The organism is Vibrio sp. Scap24, from assembly GCF_013394185.1.
GTDB classification, from domain to species: Bacteria; Pseudomonadota; Gammaproteobacteria; order Enterobacterales; family Vibrionaceae; genus Vibrio; species Vibrio pomeroyi.
The window spans coordinates 769355-789297 of record NZ_CP041332.1 but is presented as its reverse complement, the minus strand read 5'-3'; the positions used below and the strand labels follow the sequence as shown (position 1 = coordinate 789297).

Here is a 19943-nt window from a genome sequence, read left to right as displayed (position 1 = left end):
GAAAAGCTTAAAGCCCCAGTCGAAAGACTGGGGCTTTTTTTATACTGTTGTCCCGTCCTGAAATGTGTTTACACATTGAGGACAAATTATGACTACTTCAAATAATACCTACGTTAAGCGCACTCAGCGTGATTACACACTAGGCTTTAAATTACAGGTCGTCGCCGCTGTAGAAAGAGGCGATATGACATATAAACAAGCCCAAACCATTTATGGTATCCAAGGCCGCTCAACTGTTTTAACTTGGCTTCGAAAGCACGGTAAGATGAATTGGGCGCAAACTCCAAGGATGAACACCATGCACCAATCAACTAATCCTAAAGAGTCACCAGCACAAAAAATAAAACGCCTTGAAAAAGAGTTAGAAGACGAAAAAATTAAGAATCTCTTTTTAAATAGAGTGGTTGATATTCTTGATGCTGAGCACGGAACTAGCCTCAGAAAAAAGTATCTCGCCAAGGAGCAAGAAGCCTTCAAAAACAGGAAGGTATAAGTTTAGTTCGAGTATGTAAGTTATGCGGGATAACGAGACAAAGCGTTTATCAACGAGAAAAACGAGCTGTTCATCGCCAGTTGGAACTTAAACCCATCAAACAAATGGTGCTGGATATTAGACGGTTATGACTGCTACCAAAATGCATTAGCAGAGAGAGTAAATGGAATACTGAAACAAGAGTTCTTGCTTGATAAATGTAAAAACCTCAGAGAGCTTAAACAACTAGTAAAAGAGTCTATAAGTACCTATAACAACATGAGGCCGCACCTTAGTCTCAGGATGAAAACTCCAAATGAGGTGCATGAAAAAAGCCAACAGCTGACGCTGTTGGCTTAGTAGAAATACTGTCAACGTATTTTAGGACGAGACATGTTGATTAGTTGATTAGTTGATTAGTTGATTAGTTGATTAGTTGATTAGTTGATTAGTTGATTAGTGATTTGCCCTTAGAGCAGCGGCTTTATCTGAGCAGGAATAGGCGAGGCTAAACCTCTGCTGCCACTACTCGCCCACTAAAGTAATCATTAGAGATAATGTACTCTGCGGTTCTAGTGAGTTCATCTTGCAGCTGTGCCCAATGACAACGGTTGAACTTGCCATCGGCATTGTGAATCGCGGGAACGACACCGCCAACACGGATCTTAAACGGGGTGAGTTCTTTGGCCCAACTGTGTGTGAATCCGGTGATCATGGAGTTGGCGCTCTCTAAGCCAGATACGTCATGAAAATCATCGTGTGATATCACGTTCACAATCACGCCTTCTTTCTTTTCATCTCGTAATCTCTCTGCACTGATTTGACCAAATGCGAAAAGGGTCGATGCCATAGAAGAAAGATCATTAATAAAGCTGCTGACGGGCTGATCACCAATTAGGCTTGGCATTGGTGAGCTTATCCAGTTATTGACCAGTACATCGGGTGTGGTGTTGAAAGTGGTTTGGATAAAATCAAACACGCTGATAATCGACTGGTTGTCATGACTTTCGAGCGGGTAGTGGTAAACAGAATCAGAGAATCGAGCACACTGTAAATAGGTAGCCTGAAGTGCTTCGGTATCGTTATCACAAAGGATGACTGTGGCTCCAAGGTTAACAAAGTGGTTCGCAATCGTCCCTCCCAGTCGCGAGCCGGCAGATGTCACCAATATGATTGAGCTTTTTATTTCCATCCCAGTACCTAAACAAATCATCCGTGTCGGATAAGAATGGGTTAAATTTCATACAATGGGTGTGAATTGGTTCAAACTAAGGTGCGCCAATTAATAAGTTTTTATGAACTTAGTGGCACGTCACATTTTGTAGTAACTTCAAGCGGTAATCGACAACGGGTGTTTCGAGTATGCCCAAGGCTGGTGGTTCATATCACTCACGTGAATCATTCAATAAAGTGAATTGAACAAAGTCGATAGAGAGGCAGAAATAAATCGAGAAAGCGGGGCTGAAGTTATACCTGAGCTTGAATTTGATACTGACGTTGGGCAGTCGATAGCTCGTTGTAGAGTGTGGCATGAGGCAAATCAGGGACCTGCTTGTTCGCCAGTTTACGTCGATCGTGACCTGAAAGGTTTTGATAAACCTCTTCTGGGAAGTCAGCAGTATCTTCAGGCATAAAAGCCAAGGCTTCGGGTTTCAAGTAATGGCTGAGTTTTGCGCTGGCAAGGCTCGCCTGATGAAAATGATTAGATTGTTGTGCTGAAATCTCATATGAAGATTGGTTTGAACGCAGTTGCTGCGGTTCTGCTACGCCAAATTGTTTGCGCAGGCGATCTTCGTTTGTTTCTGTAACCTCAATGGTGTCGATGGGCGTGCAATCGCGAACATCATTAGAAAACATAGATAGCAGCAACGCGAAATCAGCACGGCGACCTTGCTCAACCGCTTGGCTGATTCCGATGCCGAACTTCAGTTCGTTAATGATTCCTGCTTTGTCTAAAGTATGTATTTGCATGACGCCTCTCGTTTGATACACCTTTAACGGCATGGAGTCGGCAAACTTTAGCCTTTAATTACAGGCGAATAGAGAATTTATGCAGGGTGATTGAGAAAGGTAAAAATAGGGTAAAAAGCAGGCTTGATTGGCTAATTTGTTTCGTAATGTTCGTATTGATAGGAATACGACAAATACAAAAAAGCTCACGCCGAGGCATGAGCTTTTAACAGGTAACTCGCTATAAATAGCGCAGCGTAAGTAATAGATTACTTAGCTAGGTTCTCTTCTACGAAAGACCAGTTTACTAGGTTCCAGAATGCAGCCATGTAGTCAGGGCGAACATTGCGGAAATCGATGTAGTAAGCGTGTTCCCATAGGTCAACAGTTAGAAGTGGAGTAACACCTTCTTCTGTTAGAGGAGTAGCAGCGTTAGAAGTGTTAACGATGTCTAGAGAACCGTCAGCTTTCTTAACTAACCAAGTCCAAGAAGAACCGAAGTTGTTGATTGCTGAATCAGTGAATTTTGCTTTGAATTCTTCGAAAGAACCGAATGCAGCGTTGATAGCTTCTGCAACAGCGCCAGTTGGTTCGCCGCCTGCTTTAGGAGCAAGACAGTGCCAGTAGAACGTGTGGTTCCAGATTTGAGCAGCGTTATTGAAAACACCACCAGTAGAAGTCTTAACGATCTCTTCTAGTGTTTTTCCTTCAAACTCAGTACCTGGGATAAGACCGTTTAGCTTAACAACGTAAGTGTTGTGGTGCTTACCGTGGTGGAAATCTAGCGTTTCTGCTGAGATGTGTGGTTCTAGTGCGTCTTTCGCGTAAGGAAGAGCCGGTAGTTCAAATGCCATTGCTCAATTCTCCATTGATATGAAAGAGTTAACTCTTTCGATTGCTTCCAGTGATATTATTATTCATGGCTCGCTATACTGCCAACCATGGTCAATTTGCTGACTTGCGATATAGTTTAGCAAGTTTTTACTTTATTAAAAGCTTATTTCATCACTTTTGTGTGAATTGTTAGCTTAGCTTGTTAACCGCTTTTTTTATATGGTTTTTATTCTTTTGGTTTGGGGTAGAATAAAGGCAATAAAAGCCGTAATCCATTAACGAGGAAGCAATGGAAACTATCGATAAAATCAAACAGCAAATTGAAGAAAACACTATTCTACTGTACATGAAAGGTTCTCCTAAGCTACCTAGCTGTGGTTTCTCTTCTCAAGCGTCTCAAGCTCTAATGGCATGTGGCGAGAAATTTGCTTACGTAGATATTCTACAAAACCCTGATATCCGTGCAGAGCTTCCAGCTTACGCACAATGGCCAACTTTCCCACAACTTTGGGTTGAAGGTGAGCTAATCGGTGGTTGTGACATCATTCTTGAGATGTTCCAAAAAGGCGAACTTCAGCCAATCATCAAAGAAGCAGCAGCTAAAGTTGCTGGTGATGATGCTGAGTAAGCTCTAGCCTTTGCGCTGAATAGTTAAAATGAGGGGCCTTAATCAGGCTCCTTTTTTGTTGGAATTGATAGAAAAGTCGACTCGATAAGGAACGAACAATGAACGTAAAACTTCATTATGTGCATGACCCAATGTGCAGCTGGTGTTGGGGATACAAGCCAACGCTTGAGTTGTTGAAACAACAATTGCCTGCGAGCATTGAGTTTAACTACGTTGTGGGTGGCTTGGCTCCGGATTCTGATGAGCCAATGTCAGAAGAAATGAAAGGCAAGCTGCAAGCGATCTGGAAGCAGATCGAAGCTAAGCTAAGTACTGAGTTCAATCATGAATTTTGGACAGAGTGCAAGCCTGTTCGCAGCACTTACCCTGCGTGCCGTGCTGTGATCGCCGCAGGTTTTCAAGATCACTATGAAGCGATGCTGGAAGCGATTCAACACGCGTACTACCTTCGTGCGATGTTGCCACACAGCCAAGAAACGCATCTACAGTTGGCTGAAGAACTCGGCATGAATGTACAACAGTTTGAAAATGACCTTTCTAGTAAGTTATTGGAAAGTGAATTAGATGACCAGTTAGGCTTTAAAGAAGCGATGGGTGTGTTTTCTTACCCGACGTTAATGCTTGAAGTGAATGGCATTTTTAGTGAAGTTGAGTTGGATTACCATTCAACGGAAGCGACGCTTAAATCTATTCGCGAAATTCTAGTGAATAACGCTCCCGCTGCATAATCTAGCGAGAGCTGTCTGTATTGACGCAACGACTTCTAAGGCTTACTCATAAGAGTAAGCCTTTTCTTTTGTCTGACGTAATTGGTTTATCTCCTCTGTAAACCGTTCGAATGTGTTAGTGACTTCCGCGATTGATGCTTCAATTTCTGATTCGACTTGCTCTAAGTCCGTGGCTTCGGTTACAAGGTCGTTTGCTTGTGTCTCAATGAATGCGAGCGAAGAAGCAATCGTGTCACATGCCACCATTTTTGCTGCGCCTTTAAGTCGGTGTGCCGTGCTTTTAAGTTCTCGGTATTCCTTGTTAGCCCACAGCTCATTTATCTGTTTACTCTCTTCAATGAAGCTTACGGCAAACTCATCAAGCAAGGTCATTACGACATCGTGATCTTCGAAAAGATCATAGAGTGCGGCGTAGTCGATCACTTGATTGTTGGTATCGCTGAAGCTGTCTTGGGTGATTGCAGGAATGAGATCTTCGCTTGGCTCTCGGCTCTGATTATCCTCAAAGCTCTGTTCAATATCTTGGAACAGCATCGAAAATTCATTGGCTTCTTCGTCTTTATTGGTTTCCTCGTCTTTAGGTGAAGAGTTTGATGAAGCACTGACTTCCTGGTTCTGTGTATCTAATTCCTCTGCATCGTAAACATCAGTTTCACGAGTCGGGTTGGAAGCGTCGGTTGTGGGTAACCACTTCTCAATGGTTAATCTCATCTGCTTAATCGAAACGGGTTTAACCAAGAAGTCATCCATGCCGTGCGCGTAGCAATTAGCATCTTCACCTTGCACTGCATTTGCCGTCAGCGCGACGATTGGCAGTCTTTGAGTCTCTTGGTTAAGTTCCTCTTTGCGTTGTTCTATTTGACGAATGCTTGATGCAAGTGTGTATCCGTCCATTTCGGGCATGTGGCAATCGGTTAGCAATAGGCCATAGCGTTTATCTTTCAGGGCGTTCAGAGCCAACACTCCGTTATCAACGATATCGGCGTGGACACCAATATTTTCAAGCTGTTTGGCGATGACTTGTTGGTTGATGGGGTGATCTTCCGCAACCAGAATCAGCCTGCCGTTGTTCTCTGCTTGTTCGCGAGTCTCTGTGGCGACCGGCGCTTTAGTTTCGTTGTCTGATGGCGAGATTGGATTGTCGTGACTGACGGGCTTCGTTAGAACGTGAACCAAGTTATCAGGTAGCAATGGATTGACCGACAAACACCACGAGTTGCCTAAAGGTTCAGGTGATAACATAGGATTTTGGTTGATCACGGTGAACCGTGTTGAGCTTGTATGTTGTTGAATCCATGCATCGGTAATCGCCAGTTGTTGCCATACAGACATCGCAACGAAGATGTGTTTTGGCTGGTGTTTGACGACCATTTCTTTGAGCAGGTGCTTTTGATTAATATGTAGAACCTTTGGTTCAAGGCTGAAGTGTTTCAGGTATCGACACAGCTCTTCTTGTTGAAGAACGTAACCAACCACATACACCTCGTGTGAGTGATTCCCCACATCTAGCTCAATAGAGTTCTCAGTCTGCGAAGTGCAGAGCAAAGTTTGTGGCAGAGCCAAAGCGTTGCTGACTGCCTGTTCAGGCGTACAAGTTGGGAGGGTAACGGTAACCGTAAAGTGGCTGCCTTTTCCTTCTTCACTCGACAACTTTATGGTGCCATTCATCTGTTCAATCAACTTCAACGCGATAGACAGCCCAAGCCCTGTGCCACCGAAACGACGGCTGGTGGTTTTGTCAGCTTGTTCAAAAGGCTGAAACAAGCTTTGTTGTCTGTCTTTCGGGATACCAATGCCTGTGTCTGAGACTGTGAGGCTAATTTTCTGTTGATGTTCGTTTTTCTCAATGACGTCGACATGTAACGAAATTGTCCCGTGTTCGGTGAACTTAATCGCATTATTGAGGAAGTTGTTCAGAATTTGGTGGATTCGTATGTCATCTGCGAACAACCATTGAGCGAGGTTTGGATCTTGCCAATAATGGAAAGCCAAGCCTTTTTGCTGCGCGTGAATGGATTGCGGTTGTACGATGCGCGCTAGTACTTTGCCAAGTTCAATCTCGGTCGGGCTAAGCTCTAGTTTTCCCGCTTCAATCTTGGAGTAATCGAGTACGTCATTAACGATGTGCAGTAAGTTACGAGCAGACTGATTCAATCCTCCGTGCAAGTTCAGTAACTCTTCACTCAGCTGATGTTCTTGCATTAATTCCAGTAACCCTAAGATCCCACTAATTGGAGTGCGAACCTCGTGGCTGATAGTTGCTAGGAATTGTGACTTAGCAGCGGTGGCACTTTCTGCTTTCTGGCGAGCATTGTCTAAAGCCTGTTGCTGTTTTTTCAGTAGGGTGATGTCTGTAATCACCGTGTTCCATTCGATAGCCTTGTTGTTCGATATCTGGCTATTAAATTTCACCCATTTCAGTTCACCAGACTTTAACTGCACTTGCTGTTCGCTTTCCCAATGCCCGGTTTCAATAGCATCAAGCATACTGGCTTCAAACTGTGGCAGGTCATCCTTCGAGATAAGCTCGAAAAGGTGTTGAGGGTGCTCTTTTACACTATCCACGGATAAGCCGAACATATCGGTTACACCGGCACTGACGAAGCTAAACTGGATATTCAAAGGCTGCTTGGGGTTTGTTTGGATGTGTTTAAGTACAACCCCATCGATGTTGTCGGCCAATGTTTGTAAATGGGCTTCTGCGGCTTTGGCACGTTGTTCTGCGACTTTTCGCTGCTCGATTTCTGCTGCCATTTTACGGTTCCAGAATACGATTACGAAAATGACCACAAAGATCCCAAGCCCGATGATCACTGACCATTTAGCCACTTCGCGTGGTGACAAACCTTCTTGGTATTCATAGGTCAGCCATTTGTTCTCCAAGCGCTCAAGTTCATTGGCAGGCAATGCGCCAATGGCTTTGTTGAGAATACTCAACAGCATGGGGTGGCGGAAGTTAACTGCTAAAGCCAAAGGAGCGCTGTTTTGCTCATTAATGGTGCCTGTGATTTTGAATTGCCCTACATAGTCTTGATGCAACAAAGGCGCAGCATGATGAAGAGAAGCAAGCGCGAAACTGATTTCGTCTTTCTGTAATGCTTGGAAAGCGCTGACGTGATTGATGTAAGGAACGGCTTGGCAAGTCAGGCAGAGAGAAGGTAGAACCGTTGTGCCTCCAGAATCTTCAATCACACCAATCGCCTTAGTGCCATTTGGTGCAAAGTTGCCTAAGCGATCAGAGCGACTCAATAGCACCCAAGGTTCAAAACTGTAAGCGTGAGTGAAGTCCATATATCGCGCTTTATCTGTGGTTGGCGTGATGTTGGTTAGCACCATGGTCTCACCATTATTGAATGCGACCTCTGCCGCTTCTGGGGTTAGGTAAGTGGTACTTTCAAATGATACACCGAGCACATTACTGATTAGATTTAAGACGTCAGCAGATAAGCCTGAGTGTTGCTGTTGCTCATTGGTAAAGTCGTAAGGATACCAATTGGAGTGTGTGCCTACAGGGATGGACGGGTTGTTATCAAGCCAGTTCTTTTCGTCTTGAGTTAAATTCAATGTGCCATAATCCAGCAACATCGAGTGTTGAGAGGGAGCAAGCCATTGATTGTAAATCGACTGCAATGAACCTTGCTTGATATCCTCTAAAGCGAAATTGATTCGGCTGAGTAGTTTGTGTTTTCCTTTGTTGACCGCGAAGTGCAAGTGATCAGCTGGCAAGTCAGGAAGTACCGATAGTGTAAGTGAGTCTTTAGGTTGTTCTCGCAATAACGCAGAAAGCGCAAGTGCATCACCAATGTATGCATCAACACTATTCCCTTGAATGGCAGTGAAGGCCGCTTGTGTGCTGTCTAGTGTGGTAATTCGACTGTCTGGAAGCAAACTAGGAAGAAGGTCATTGAGCGCAAACCCTTTCTCTAGCGCTAAGTTTGCAGTTGCCAGTTCACTTAGGTCGTTTATTTTTAGATCTTGAGTAATGACCGCTCGTCGAATCGAGAACATCGGTTCACTGAACGTCATGTATTCTTGGCGCTCTTTGGTCGAAGAGACTCCGACCAATAAATCTAATTCACCCTTTTCAAATGCACTGAGTACGCCGCTAAATCTTGGGAACAGCTCAATCTGATATTTGAAGCCTGCGTTTACCGATACCTCGTCCAACATGCTGATGAGTAGCCCTTCAGAAACAATGTTCCCAGAGGGCGTTTGATGTTGGTAGCTATAAGGAACCATGTTGTAAGAAGGCAGGCCTACACGCAATACAACTTGGTTATTCGATGAGTTTTCTTGAGGTGCGCTTTCAGCAAGGCTGTGCAGTGGCCACATGAATACCGTAAGGCAACTCAATAGAAAGGCGAAACACCACGTTTTCGTTTTTGTAGCATTGTTCTGCATAAAGACATCCTGTCGTTTACATACTCATTTGGGTTTGACGGCATGCTCAACTAACGGCGGCCAAAGGCGCTTTGGTTAGTGTGGGTAATGCAAAATTGTCTGCTTGTTGTAATGCCATACGCTGCAAAAGGGCGAGGCTGGTATGGTCTGCTTTTAGATGGATCTCTATTTGGCGCTTTATTTGATCGACTTTGTCTTGTAGACCCAAGGCTTGATAGCACAGTGCTAATAAGAAGAAGGCTTCGACATCATTGTCTGAGAATTCGTTCATCGAAATGCTCTCAATACGCTCTTTTGCCACCTCATGCTGTTCGAGTTGAATGAGCTGTAAGGTTCGACAAAGCTTCAACAACGGCTTACTGAGTGCGTATGACTTTTCAGAATGAGAGAGTCTTTGCCAAGCACCTTCAGGTTTCCAAAGCGCTAGTTCTTTTTGAGTGAGGGTTAAACTGTCTGCCCATAAGATCATTGCTCGCTTACCCGCAGAATCCCAAATCGAGTGGGGGATGAGTTGAGCAAGCGATTTGAGGTGTAAGGTCGCTTGTTCAACGTTTTTATCTAACAGTTGTAGCCAAACCATGGTGTTGGTCAGCTCAATATTACTGCCGTTTACGGTGAGCACTTGGTCAATTAGCTGGTTAGCCGATTCGAAGTCACTGGTATTGAGGCAGATCTTGACCTTAAGTTGCTGCAATTTGATGTTGCGAGGGTTGTTTTCTATCAAGCTATCTATCTGACTGAGCGCGTCGTGATAATTCTGTTTAGCTATGTGGATTTCAACCAGCTTAACCTTGGCAGGCAAGTAATCATGAAGCTGCAACAACCCATTCAACATGGCTTGTGCTTCATCTAGGTGGTGATTCTTAATCAGAATGTTCGCCATGTAGATAATGGCGTCTTTTAATGTCGATGGGTTAGGGGCTTTTCCAAAGAGCGGCTTTACCGCGTTGAGCCCATTCTTAAGATAGGCTTGCTCTAATGCCGAAAAGTATTGCTGTCGACACAGGGCTGATGTCACTCGTTTTATGATGTCATCGGCTCTGATTGGCTTGATCAGGTAGCCATCAGGTTCGAAGTGAGCATAACCAAAGAAGATGTCTTGGCTATCATGGCCCGTCACAATAAACACAAGGGTTTGTGGTTTGATTAACTCTTTCTGCTGCAAAAATTCTAATAGCTGTAAGCCATTACTTCCTGAGCCTAAATCATGGTCAATCAGTAAGATATCGAATCGATGTGCGCGGCAAGCCTCAATCGCATTTTGGGCATTGGAGGCGCTGATTACATTGTTGTTCGGAACACCGAGCTTGATAAGCAGTGCACGTGTCGCACTTTGAATGACGCTGCTGTCATCAATGATGAGGTAGCGCGATCGGGCGAGTATATCCATATAGTAGCCTTCTGACGTATTGAGCCTTGCCACTTCGTCTTCTATGAATTAGCGGCTTATTTATTAAACACTTAAGTGTAGAAGTGAATTTAATGAATAGCCATAAGTTGCATATCAATGCGCACGGGATAATGTATAGAAAGTGACGTTGGTTCAGAAGGTTAGCGTGTTTCTAAAGTTAGAGATAAAAGGGGAAAGAGGCTAGGGTCTGTTGACTTTTCGTGGTTAAATTTTGTTCGAGATAGAATCGTTTTAGGCGCGGCAAGGAGTATGTAGCCTAGTCACTCTAAGTAAATACTTCTTAACAAAGCATAAAACGATTCTAGCCGAACCCTTCGGGCAGCCTTTGTGGTTCATTTCTACTGCGTTATCGGCTTCTCATGTAGGCTTGCTACACTTCAAAGCCTCTGCCTTGTGGAAATTTCCCACAAAGCGCTGCAAAAATCAGCTCGAAAGGTCAACAGACCCTATATACAAAAAAGACCGCACGAGGCGGTCTTTATAAAAGTGAGCGTAGGACTGTTTAACTACAGAACCTAATTACAGAACCATAGCTGCAATCCAACCGAATACGATCAGTGGGATGTTGTAGTGTAGGAACGTCGGTACTACGGTTTCCCATACGTGCTCGTGTTGACCATCAGCATTAAGACCCGATGTTGGACCTAATGTTGAGTCAGAAGCAGGAGAGCCCGCATCACCAAGCGCTGCAGCTGTACCTACTAGAGCGATCGTTGCCATTGGTGAGAAACCAAATGCTGCTGCTAGTGGAACGTAGATAGTTGCAAGGATTGGAATCGTAGAGAACGAAGAACCAATACCCATAGTCACCAATAGACCAACAATTAGCATAAGTAGTGCTGCTAGAGGCTTGTTGTCACCGATGCTAGTTGAAAGCGCTTCAACCAAAGATTCAACGCCGCCAGTTTGCTTCATTACTGCTGCGAAACCTGCCGCGGCAATCATGATGAAACCGATCATTGCCATCATGTGAACGCCCTTGGTGAAGACATCTTGTGTCTCTTTCCAAGCGATTACGCCACCGAAGGTGAATACCATGAAACCAGCAAGAGCACCGATGATCATAGAACCCGTCGATAGTTGAACCGTTAGTGCTGCAACGATACCCGCCGCCGCTACTAGGATGTGCTTTTTGTTGATCTCTTTTGTCTCAGTTGAAACAATCGTGTGAGATGTTTCTTTGTATTGACGAGGCTTACGGTAAGTAAAGAATACTGCCGTTAGAAGGCCGAAGATCATGCCCGCAGCGGGTAACAACATCGCCATTGGTACTTGGCTTGCTACAACGTTTTCAAGACCATTGTCGTGAAGGTTTTTAAGCAGGATGTTGTTTAGGAAGATGCCACCAAAACCAATCGGTAAAACCATGTAAGGTGTAATCAGACCAAAAGTCAGCACACACGCAACCAGACGACGGTCTAGGTTCATTTTTGCGAATACGCCTAATAGAGGCGGGATTAAGATTGGGATGAAGGCGATATGTACTGGAATCACGTTTTGCGAAGACATGGTCACTAAGATCAAAGATGCAAGGATGCCGTATTTAAGACCAGTCGATGCTGCACTGTTCTCTTTGCCGTGAATGCGTTTGATAACGCTTTGAGCAAGTAGGTCTGTGATACCAGAACGTGAGATAGCAACAGCGAATGTACCAAGCATAGCGTAGCTAAGTGCAATTGTTGCACCGCCGCCTAATCCACTTTCGAAAGCCGCGACTGCGTCGTTCAAGCTCATACCAGAGGCTACGCCACCGATAATTGCACTGAACGTCAGAGCAACGACTACGTTTACACGCATCAAAGCTAAAACAAGCATGATGCAAACTGAAATTACAACAGGATTCATATTATTCTCGGGATGTTGTGTTTTTTATGAAGGCAATACGAAAAAACGTTTACCGACTCTATTTTTTATTCTTCGTCAACAAGAGGCCAACCACCAAGGGCTTTCCATTTGTTTACTATGCCGCAAAATAACTCTGTGGTTTTTTGCGTATCATACAAAGCAGAGTGTGCTTCTTTGTTGTCAAATTCCATCCCTGCAGTGCGGCAAGCTTTAGCCAAAACGGTTTGACCGTAGGCAAGACCACTAAGAGCTGCAGTGTCAAAAGTTGCAAATGGATGGAACGGGACGCGTTTAAGCTTACAACGCTCACTTGCCGCATTAACGAAGTTCAAATCGAATGTAGCGTTGTGAGCGACCATGATTGCACGACTGCAATCTGAAGCTTTTTGTTCTTTTCTCACTAGCTTGTAGATTTCTTTAAGGGCTTCTTGTTCCGACACAGCACCACGTAATGGGCTAAATGGGTCTTTAATTCCGTTAAAGTCTAATGCTGCCTGCTCTATATTTGCGCCTTCAAAAGGCTCAATGTGAAAATGAAGCGTTGATGCAGGTTGCAGATCTCCGTTCTCATCCATTTTTAATGTAATGGCACAGATTTCTAATAATGCATCGGTTTCTGCGTTAAACCCTGCGGTTTCCACGTCGATGACCACTGGAAAATAGCCGCGAAAGCGTTTTTTTAGGGTCAGAGCTTCGTTTTCTACAGTCATGTTAGCCCAAATAAGTGTGATTAAGGCTGCATTATTGCAGATAATAGCAGTGATAAAAACTAGGGAAGGGCAATAAATCATAAATTAGCCGACCCATTGCGGCTTGATAATTGCATATTTAAACGCGAGAGAAAAATGCGGCAATTGGCTGCATTGTTAAACGAATTGCTTAAGAGATACTCCACTTTATGAAGAAACAACTCATAACAGGTTCAATGCTATTTTCGCTTCTTATGTCGTCATCGGTAATGGCACAAGAAAAGCGTTACGGAGCATCTCCTCAACAGTCGACGTGGGAGATGGTGGCTAATACACCATTAGAATGTCGCTTAGTTCATCCAATCCCAAATTTTGGTGACGCTGAGTTCTCATCTCGTGCGAGTAAAAAAATCATTTTGGACTTTGAGCTTAAAATGCGTCGCCCAATGGGTGCGACACGCAATGTCAGCTTGATTTCCATGCCACCACCTTGGCGTCCCGGCGAAAGTGCTGATCGCATGACCACCATTAAGTTCTTCCAACAATTTGATGGTTACGTGGGCGGACAAACGGCTTGGGGTATTTTGAGCGAGCTGGAGAAAGGGCGCTACCCGACATTCAGTTACCAAGAGTGGCAAAGCCGAGATCAACGTATCGAAGTGTCGTTGTCGTCGGTGTTGTTCCAAGAAAAATACAATGTGTTTAGTGATTGTGTTGCCAACTTACTGCCTTACAGCTTTGAAGATATCTCTTTCACTATCTTGCATTACGATCGTAACAGCGATCAGCTGAATAAGTCGTCACGTAAAAGGCTGAGCCAGATTGCTGATTATGTTCGCTACAACCAAGACATTGATCTTGTGCTGGTGGCAACGTACACCGACTCTGTCGACAGCAAAGGCATTAGCCAAAACTTATCAGAGCGCAGAGCTGAGTCGTTAAGAGAGTACTTTAAGTCTCTCGGTTTGCCAGAAGACCGTATTCAAGTACAAGGCTATGGTAAGCGTCGTCCAATTGCAGACAACAACTCGCCAATTGGTAAAGACAAGAACCGACGCGTTGTTATCTCATTGGGCAGAACGCAGGTTTAGCTCTAAAAAATCTAAAGCTCAAATTAAAAAGCCCGTCGTCATGACGGGCTTTTTGTATCTGAATCAACAGGCTAAGCGTTTCATCTGCGAGGAGCTTGCTAGTTAAGGCGGAAACGAGCAATCATTTCACAGTTGGTCGCGGTATCGATCTTTTCCACCATAGAAGCAATTTTAGGGTTGGGATGGCGTTTCATGAAATCGATAAGCGCTTTCTTACAGCAACCAATAGAATCGATAAAGCTAGAACACTGCGTATTAGGGCACTGAGGGATCAGTGTAAGTACCTTTTCGGAAGCCAGTTGAAGATACTTAAGCTCGTATTCGGTGTCGCCAGCCCAGCGCCAGAATTGCGCGAGGTTGTGACAAGAAATCACCGAAATCAGTAGGCGTTCATCGGCCTGAATATCGGTACGTTCTGTGATTTCTTCGCTTAAGTTCAATGCTTGCTGATAGTGAAGAATACTTCGTACAGGATCATCGAGCTGCAATGCCGTATCGGCGAGTAACGTGTGTTTTTCCCATTCGCTAATCATTGTATTACCTCACTAATCAATAGGTGGTTAATTTAAATGATAATCATTATCATGTAAAGTTTCATCAGTGAGATTGTTAATAATATATAGGGCGTGTTGACCTTTTGAGCTTGTTTTTGCAGCGAGTTGCTGGGTTTATATGGAAGGATGAGGCTTTGATATATTGTTTGTAAGAGAAGTTGATAACGTAGTCGTTAATAACCAGCAAACGCTGCCCAAAGGGTTCGGCAAAAAGCGTTTTTCTCTTTGTTGAGGGAGACTTGCTTAAAATGACTAGGCTACGTCTCCCTCGCCGCGATTAAAACGCTTTTATCTCGAACAAAATTCAACCGCAAAACATCAACAAGCCCTAATAAAGAATATCGATTATGGGGAGAGTGATAAAAAGAAGCGAGCATAGTGCTCGCTTCTTTGTTCATTTTATCAGGCGTTCTAGCCTAATCTTGCAAAGGTATTTAGGAATTAACCTTCTAGACCTGCGCTTGCTTGTTTGTTCTGAATCAGCTCAATCATGTAGCCGTCAGGATCTTTAACGAATGCGATGTGCGTAGAGCCGCCTTTTACTGGGCCTGCTTCACGAGTCACGTTACCACCTGCTGCTTTAATCGCGTCACACGTTGTGTAGATGTCATCAACACCGATAGCAACGTGGCCAAAAGCTGAGCCAAGGTCATATTCAGTCGTGCCCCAGTTGTACGTTAGTTCAATCACAGCACCTTGAGATTCGTCGCCAAAGCCAACGAAAGCCAGTGTGTATTCGTACTCTTTGTTTTCATTCTTACGTAATAGCTGCATGCCCATTACATTAGTGTAGAACTCGATAGATTTGTCTAGATCACCCACGCGTAGCATGGTGTGTAAAATACGACCGTTTGACATGATTTGCTCCTAGCTTTTTATTGGTTGTTTCTTTTATAGCACTATATATGAGCAAGCTCATAAGCAACACCAAAGAGATGACAAGTTTGGTCATATTTTCTTATTCCCATCATCTGTCTTACTCTCCGTCTCTACCTTTTCTTTTATTTGTATTACAATAAAACCAAAGAAAACGGCATTCTTAATTTGTCCATCACTAGAGCCTAGTTCGATATTTTGCATAAGTAGTAAGTTCAAGTGTTGCTATTTTTCGTGAGGTCCAAGAGTAGCCTTAGTTATTGAATTGTGATTTGTATCTCCATCTTGTTACTGAACTGCCTTCATTTTTACAATTGGCATCTAACTTTCCATTTTATCAATTTATGATTACGCCAATATTTCCCTGTTTATAGAAAGGTTATTCCGATGTTTTACTTCGTTATTAAGGAATTTTCGATAAATCACGCCAATAATCAGTGGTTTTTACGAAGTAATAAGGGGTGTTTATTTTTTGTACTTACTCTTATTAAACAATGGGTTGAGTTTTCATTGTTGGTTTTATGTTTGATATTTTGGGTGGTTATGTTTTTAAAGTGGTTGTCAAGTGTGTATCAAGTGTTTTTTTGTGATCTTTGCTAAATAGAGAATCCTTAATATATAGTTTTTCAAGCGCACTAAATCGACTAAATATTCATTTTTGATTTGTGCGATTTTTTTATCATATAAAAATAAGTATTATTTTATTACATTAGCCTCGATGTGAGGCATTGATGTGGAGTACTCAAATGACGAGTAAATGGTTTACACAACAAAGTTCAGATGTTCTAAAGGAATTGAACGCGGATCAAACTACAGGTTTATCAAATTCTGAAGCGGATGCACGCTTAGAGAAGCACGGTACCAACGAGCTGACAGCACAAGAGTCTGCGTCTGCATGGGAACTGTATATTCATCAATATAAAAACCCACTGATTTTTATTCTAGCTGTTGGCGCAATCGTTTCTTGGTCTACTGGCCACGCCATTGATGCTATCGCTATTGCAGTGATTATTCTTATTAATACTGGTATTGCATTCTGGCAGGAGTTTAAAGCTCAGAAAGGGATGGAAGCGCTAAAAGAAATGGCAGCTCCAGAAGCCGAAGTGATGCGAGATGGTAAATGGATCAGTGTTCCAGCGAAAACCCTCGTTCCTGGTGACATCATTAAAATTAATACTGGCGATATTCTGCCAGCTGATGTTCGTATTCTTGAGTCAAACCGTCTGACGGTCGATGAGGCAGCGCTGACCGGTGAATCTGAGCCAGTGAATAAGCAGTCTGAACGCCTTGAAGATGAGACTCTTGGTCTTGGCGATCAGAAGAACATGGGCTTCATGACAACAATAGTGACTACGGGTACAGGCCTTGCTGTTGTAACAAGCACAGGTATGCAAACTGAAGTTGGTCACATCGCTGATATGATGAACCAAACGGAAGAGACGAAAACACCAATGCAAGAGCGTATGGACACTATCGCACTCGCATTATTGGTTGTTGCTCTTGTGGTTGTTGCTATTGTTTGTGCTATCGGTGTTTACCACGGTATGCCATGGTTAGAAATTCTAACAACAGGTATCTCTTTGTCGGTTGCCGCTATTCCTGAAGGTTTGCCAACGGTGGTTACTATCGTATTAACGATGGGCTCGACTAAGATGGTTAAGAATAATGCATTGGCTAAACAGCTAGCAGCAATCGAAACGCTAGGTTCTACAACTGTTATCTGTTCAGATAAAACAGGTACGCTGACACAAAACCAAATGCAGGTAATGAAAGCGTACGATGTGTCTGGTCGTTACTGGGATGTGTCAGGTAAAGGTTTTGATCCAAAGGGTGAATTCATTACCAAAGGTCACAATGTCGAAGCGACAAACAGCCCTGCAATGATGAAAGGTCTTGTAGTTGCAACACTTTGTAATGATGCTGAATATGTAAATGCTGATGGTAAATGGACGGTTCGTGGCAACCCGACAGAAGGTGCACTAATTGTTGCAGCGGCAAAAGCTGGTCTTAAACAAGATGAAATGCTATCAACGGGAGGCTACTCAATCGTTAAGAAGTTCCCGTTCGATTCTGGTCGTAAGATGGCTTCTGTTATCGTTCGTGACCCACAAGGTAAGCACTTCCTAGCATTGAAAGGCGCGCCAGATGTTGTTCTTGGTAAATCAACTAGCTTCATGGTTGACGGTGGTTTCGTACCAACGCTTGGCTGTGGAGTATCAGGCAACTTGGCTCTCGATACTGCACCGTCTCAAGATCTTCATTTAAACTTTGAAGAGGCAATCCAAACCTTTGGTGGTGATGCTCTGCGTACACTTGCCGTTGGTTTCCGTGAATTAAAAGAGGAAGAGCTAGAGTTAGACTTCCCTGAGCTTGAACAAGACGTCAGTATCCTGGGTATCTATGGCATCATGGATCCACCACGCCCAGAAGTGCGTGATGCAGTAAATAGCTGTTATAGCGCTGGTGTTCGTACGGTAATGATTACCGGTGACCACGCAGTTACGGCAGCAGCGATTGCTCGTGAAATCGGAATCATCCGTAGCGAAGATGATCTAGTGGTAACGGGTACTGAGCTTGATCAAATGGATGACGAGAAGCTGTTGTCTATCTGTTCTCAGGTTGCAGTATTTGCACGTGTTACTCCAGAGCACAAGCTGCGTATCGTAAAAGCGCAGCAAGAGAACAACGAAGTTGCCTCTATGACCGGTGACGGTGTGAACGATGCGCCAGCACTGCGTCGTGCAGACATTGGTGTTGCGATGGGTATTACAGGTACTTCTGTTGCGAAAGACTCAGGTGACCTTATCCTGTTGGATGATAACTTCAGTACTATCGTGAAGGCGGTACGTCAGGGTCGTCAAATTTTCGATAACTTACGTAAGTTTATCCGCCAAGCACTTACAGCGAATGTGGGTGAGGTTTCGGTAATCCTATTTGCATTCCTACTCATGGGACCAGATGTAGTACTTCCGCTAACTCCACTAATGATTTTATGGGTTAACCTCGTTTCTGATGGTCTACCAGCACTCGCACTCGGTGTTGAGCCAGAAGAGAAAGATCTCATGGAGCGTAAGCCAGGCAAACGTGACCAAGGCTTCTTCTCTAATGGTCTAGGCGCTCGTATCCTAACTCGTGGTCTCGCATTAGGTGGTCTAAGCTTTGTGACATTCTCTTACGCACTCGACGGTGGCTACAGTGCTCAATACGCACAAACCGTTGCGTTTTTAACACTGATCTTTGCTCAACTTTGGAGCTTGTTCGATGCACGTACGTTTACAACGATTTATCGTAAGAATCCGTTCACTAACCACTACCTACTTGGTGCGGTGGCAGTATCGGCTATCTTGTCTTTAAGCGTTGTTTACACAAGCTTCGGCCAGCTGGTATTCAGCACAGAAGCACTAGAGTTTGATCACTTAATATCGTTAATCTTCATTGCAGCAGTACCAACATTTGTTCTATCTGCTATCAAGGAAGTGACTAAAGTGAAGTTTATCTAAGACAGACTTCTTAGCTAAATAATTGAATCCCGCCCCAAAAGGCGGGATTTTTTATGCCTGTTATCTTGGGAACGTAGAATGAGAAATGAAAACTGATATAGAGGCGGCTTCTAGAGAGTCATAATAAAAAGCAGCGCTTTAAGCGCTGCCGTATTGATTAATCGTTGTGAACGGAAAGACTAATCTTCGGTCTTCTCTTTGAACTCACATAGGTCTTCAATGATACAACTGCCACAGCGTGGTTTACGCGCGACACAGGTGTAACGTCCATGAAGAATGAGCCAGTGGTGGACATCCAATTTGAATTCTTTTGGAACCACTTTAAGTAGCTTGGCTTCGACATCATCGACTGTCTTACCCATAGCGAGCTTAGTGCGGTTCGATACACGATAGATGTGAGTATCAACGGCAATAGTTGGCCAACCAAAAGCGGTGTTGAGTACAACGTTAGCTGTTTTACGACCAACGCCAGGAAGGGCTTCTAATGCCGCACGATCTTCCGGCACTTCACCGTTGTGTAGGTCAAGCAGCATTCGACACGTTTTAATGGTGTTTTCTGCTTTTGAATTAAACAGGCCGATTGTCTTGATGTACTCTTTTAAGCCATCAACACCTAGGTCGAAAATGGCTTGTGGAGTATTAGCTACTGGGTAAAGCTTATCCGTTGCTTTGTTGACACTGACATCGGTTGCCTGTGCTGATAAAAGTACCGCGATCAGCAACTCGAAAGGGCTGTTCCAGTTAAGCTCAGTCTCTGGCTTTGGGTTGTTTTCTCTTAAACGCTCAAGTATTTCTACTCGTTTTACATTGTTCATAGCGACATTACTTTCAAATAGTTAGGGCTTGAGATCCGGAGTTGGTATTCAATAAACTCTCAATGCTCAGGCTTTATCATCGGTTACGCGCTCTTATGAGCGTCATTATTATGTGTACTTGGTCAATCTAATTACCTGCTGAGCGGGTT

14 protein-coding genes and 1 pseudogene are annotated in these 19943 nt (G+C 43.8%); 5 read left to right on the top strand and 10 right to left on the bottom strand.

Translation table 11 applies throughout. The annotated features are described in order from the left end of the window. Positions 1 to 88 precede the first annotated feature (88 nt). Positions 89 to 832: pseudogene (locus FLM53_RS24155) on the top strand (integrase core domain-containing protein). Positions 833 to 980: 148 nt separating this feature from the next. Here the strand turns inward: FLM53_RS24155 and FLM53_RS03110 are convergent. From FLM53_RS03110 to sodB, 3 genes are all read right to left on the bottom strand, one after another. Beyond that, positions 981 to 1664, bottom strand: a complete 684-nt coding sequence (locus tag FLM53_RS03110) for an SDR family oxidoreductase (RefSeq protein WP_176680203.1) — start codon at positions 1662 to 1664, stop codon at positions 981 to 983. A 275-nt stretch (positions 1665 to 1939) separates the two neighbouring features. Further along, on the bottom strand, positions 1940 to 2443 hold the full coding sequence (locus FLM53_RS03105; RefSeq protein WP_305144100.1) for a VC2046/SO_2500 family protein: 504 nt from the start codon (positions 2441 to 2443) through the stop codon (positions 1940 to 1942). Between the two features lie 248 nt (positions 2444 to 2691). Further along, on the bottom strand, positions 2692 to 3276 hold the full coding sequence (sodB, locus tag FLM53_RS03100; protein ID WP_004734050.1) for a superoxide dismutase [Fe]: 585 nt from the start codon (positions 3274 to 3276) through the stop codon (positions 2692 to 2694). 269 nt (positions 3277 to 3545) lie between these two features. Here sodB and FLM53_RS03095 point away from each other — a divergent pair, with 269 nt between their 5' ends. Continuing rightward, the gene (locus FLM53_RS03095; RefSeq protein WP_004741702.1) at positions 3546 to 3884 is read left to right on the top strand and encodes a Grx4 family monothiol glutaredoxin; all 339 of its coding nucleotides are present in this window, start codon (positions 3546 to 3548) and stop codon (positions 3882 to 3884) included. A 98-nt stretch (positions 3885 to 3982) separates the two neighbouring features. Then, on the top strand, positions 3983 to 4612 hold the full coding sequence (locus FLM53_RS03090) for a DsbA family protein (RefSeq protein ID WP_176680201.1): 630 nt from the start codon (positions 3983 to 3985) through the stop codon (positions 4610 to 4612). A 42-nt stretch (positions 4613 to 4654) separates the two neighbouring features. Here the strand turns inward: FLM53_RS03090 and FLM53_RS03085 are convergent, their stop codons facing one another. The 4 genes from FLM53_RS03085 to rnt all read right to left on the bottom strand — a co-directional run bounded on the left by FLM53_RS03085 (position 4655) and on the right by rnt (position 12979). Then, positions 4655 to 9013: a transporter substrate-binding domain-containing protein gene (locus tag FLM53_RS03085; protein WP_176680200.1), complete on the bottom strand. Its 4359-nt coding sequence runs from the start codon at positions 9011 to 9013 to the stop codon at positions 4655 to 4657. Between the two features lie 46 nt (positions 9014 to 9059). After that, positions 9060 to 10403 (bottom strand): response regulator, encoded by a 1344-nt coding sequence (locus tag FLM53_RS03080; protein WP_218113490.1) that lies wholly within the window; start codon positions 10401 to 10403, stop codon positions 9060 to 9062. 540 nt (positions 10404 to 10943) lie between these two features. Further along, positions 10944 to 12269, bottom strand: a complete 1326-nt coding sequence (locus FLM53_RS03075; RefSeq protein WP_026084414.1) for a Na+/H+ antiporter family protein — start codon at positions 12267 to 12269, stop codon at positions 10944 to 10946. 65 nt (positions 12270 to 12334) lie between these two features. Then, positions 12335 to 12979, bottom strand: a complete 645-nt coding sequence (rnt, locus tag FLM53_RS03070; protein WP_017632534.1) for a ribonuclease T — start codon at positions 12977 to 12979, stop codon at positions 12335 to 12337. A gap of 188 nt (positions 12980 to 13167) precedes the next feature. Between rnt and FLM53_RS03065 the strand changes: the two genes are divergently transcribed. Then, on the top strand, positions 13168 to 14049 hold the full coding sequence (locus FLM53_RS03065) for an OmpA family protein (RefSeq protein ID WP_017632535.1): 882 nt from the start codon (positions 13168 to 13170) through the stop codon (positions 14047 to 14049). A 98-nt stretch (positions 14050 to 14147) separates the two neighbouring features. Here the strand turns inward: FLM53_RS03065 and FLM53_RS03060 are convergent, their stop codons facing one another. Together FLM53_RS03060 and gloA are read right to left on the bottom strand one after the other, a co-directional pair. Further along, on the bottom strand, positions 14148 to 14582 hold the full coding sequence (locus tag FLM53_RS03060) for a DUF2753 domain-containing protein (protein WP_004734047.1): 435 nt from the start codon (positions 14580 to 14582) through the stop codon (positions 14148 to 14150). 462 nt (positions 14583 to 15044) lie between these two features. Next, positions 15045 to 15461: a lactoylglutathione lyase gene (gloA, locus tag FLM53_RS03055; RefSeq protein WP_004734046.1), complete on the bottom strand. Its 417-nt coding sequence runs from the start codon at positions 15459 to 15461 to the stop codon at positions 15045 to 15047. A gap of 764 nt (positions 15462 to 16225) precedes the next feature. On the opposite strand from gloA, the gene FLM53_RS03050 reads away from it, so the two are divergent. Further along, positions 16226 to 18979 carry a cation-transporting P-type ATPase gene (locus tag FLM53_RS03050; RefSeq protein WP_176680198.1) on the top strand — a complete coding sequence of 918 codons (2754 nt, stop codon included), beginning with the start codon at positions 16226 to 16228 and terminating at the stop codon, positions 18977 to 18979. A gap of 179 nt (positions 18980 to 19158) precedes the next feature. Here the strand turns inward: FLM53_RS03050 and nth are convergent, their stop codons facing one another. After that, positions 19159 to 19794 carry an endonuclease III gene (gene nth, locus FLM53_RS03045; protein ID WP_176680197.1) on the bottom strand — a complete coding sequence of 212 codons (636 nt, stop codon included), beginning with the start codon at positions 19792 to 19794 and terminating at the stop codon, positions 19159 to 19161. Positions 19795 to 19943: the final 149 nt, after the last annotated feature.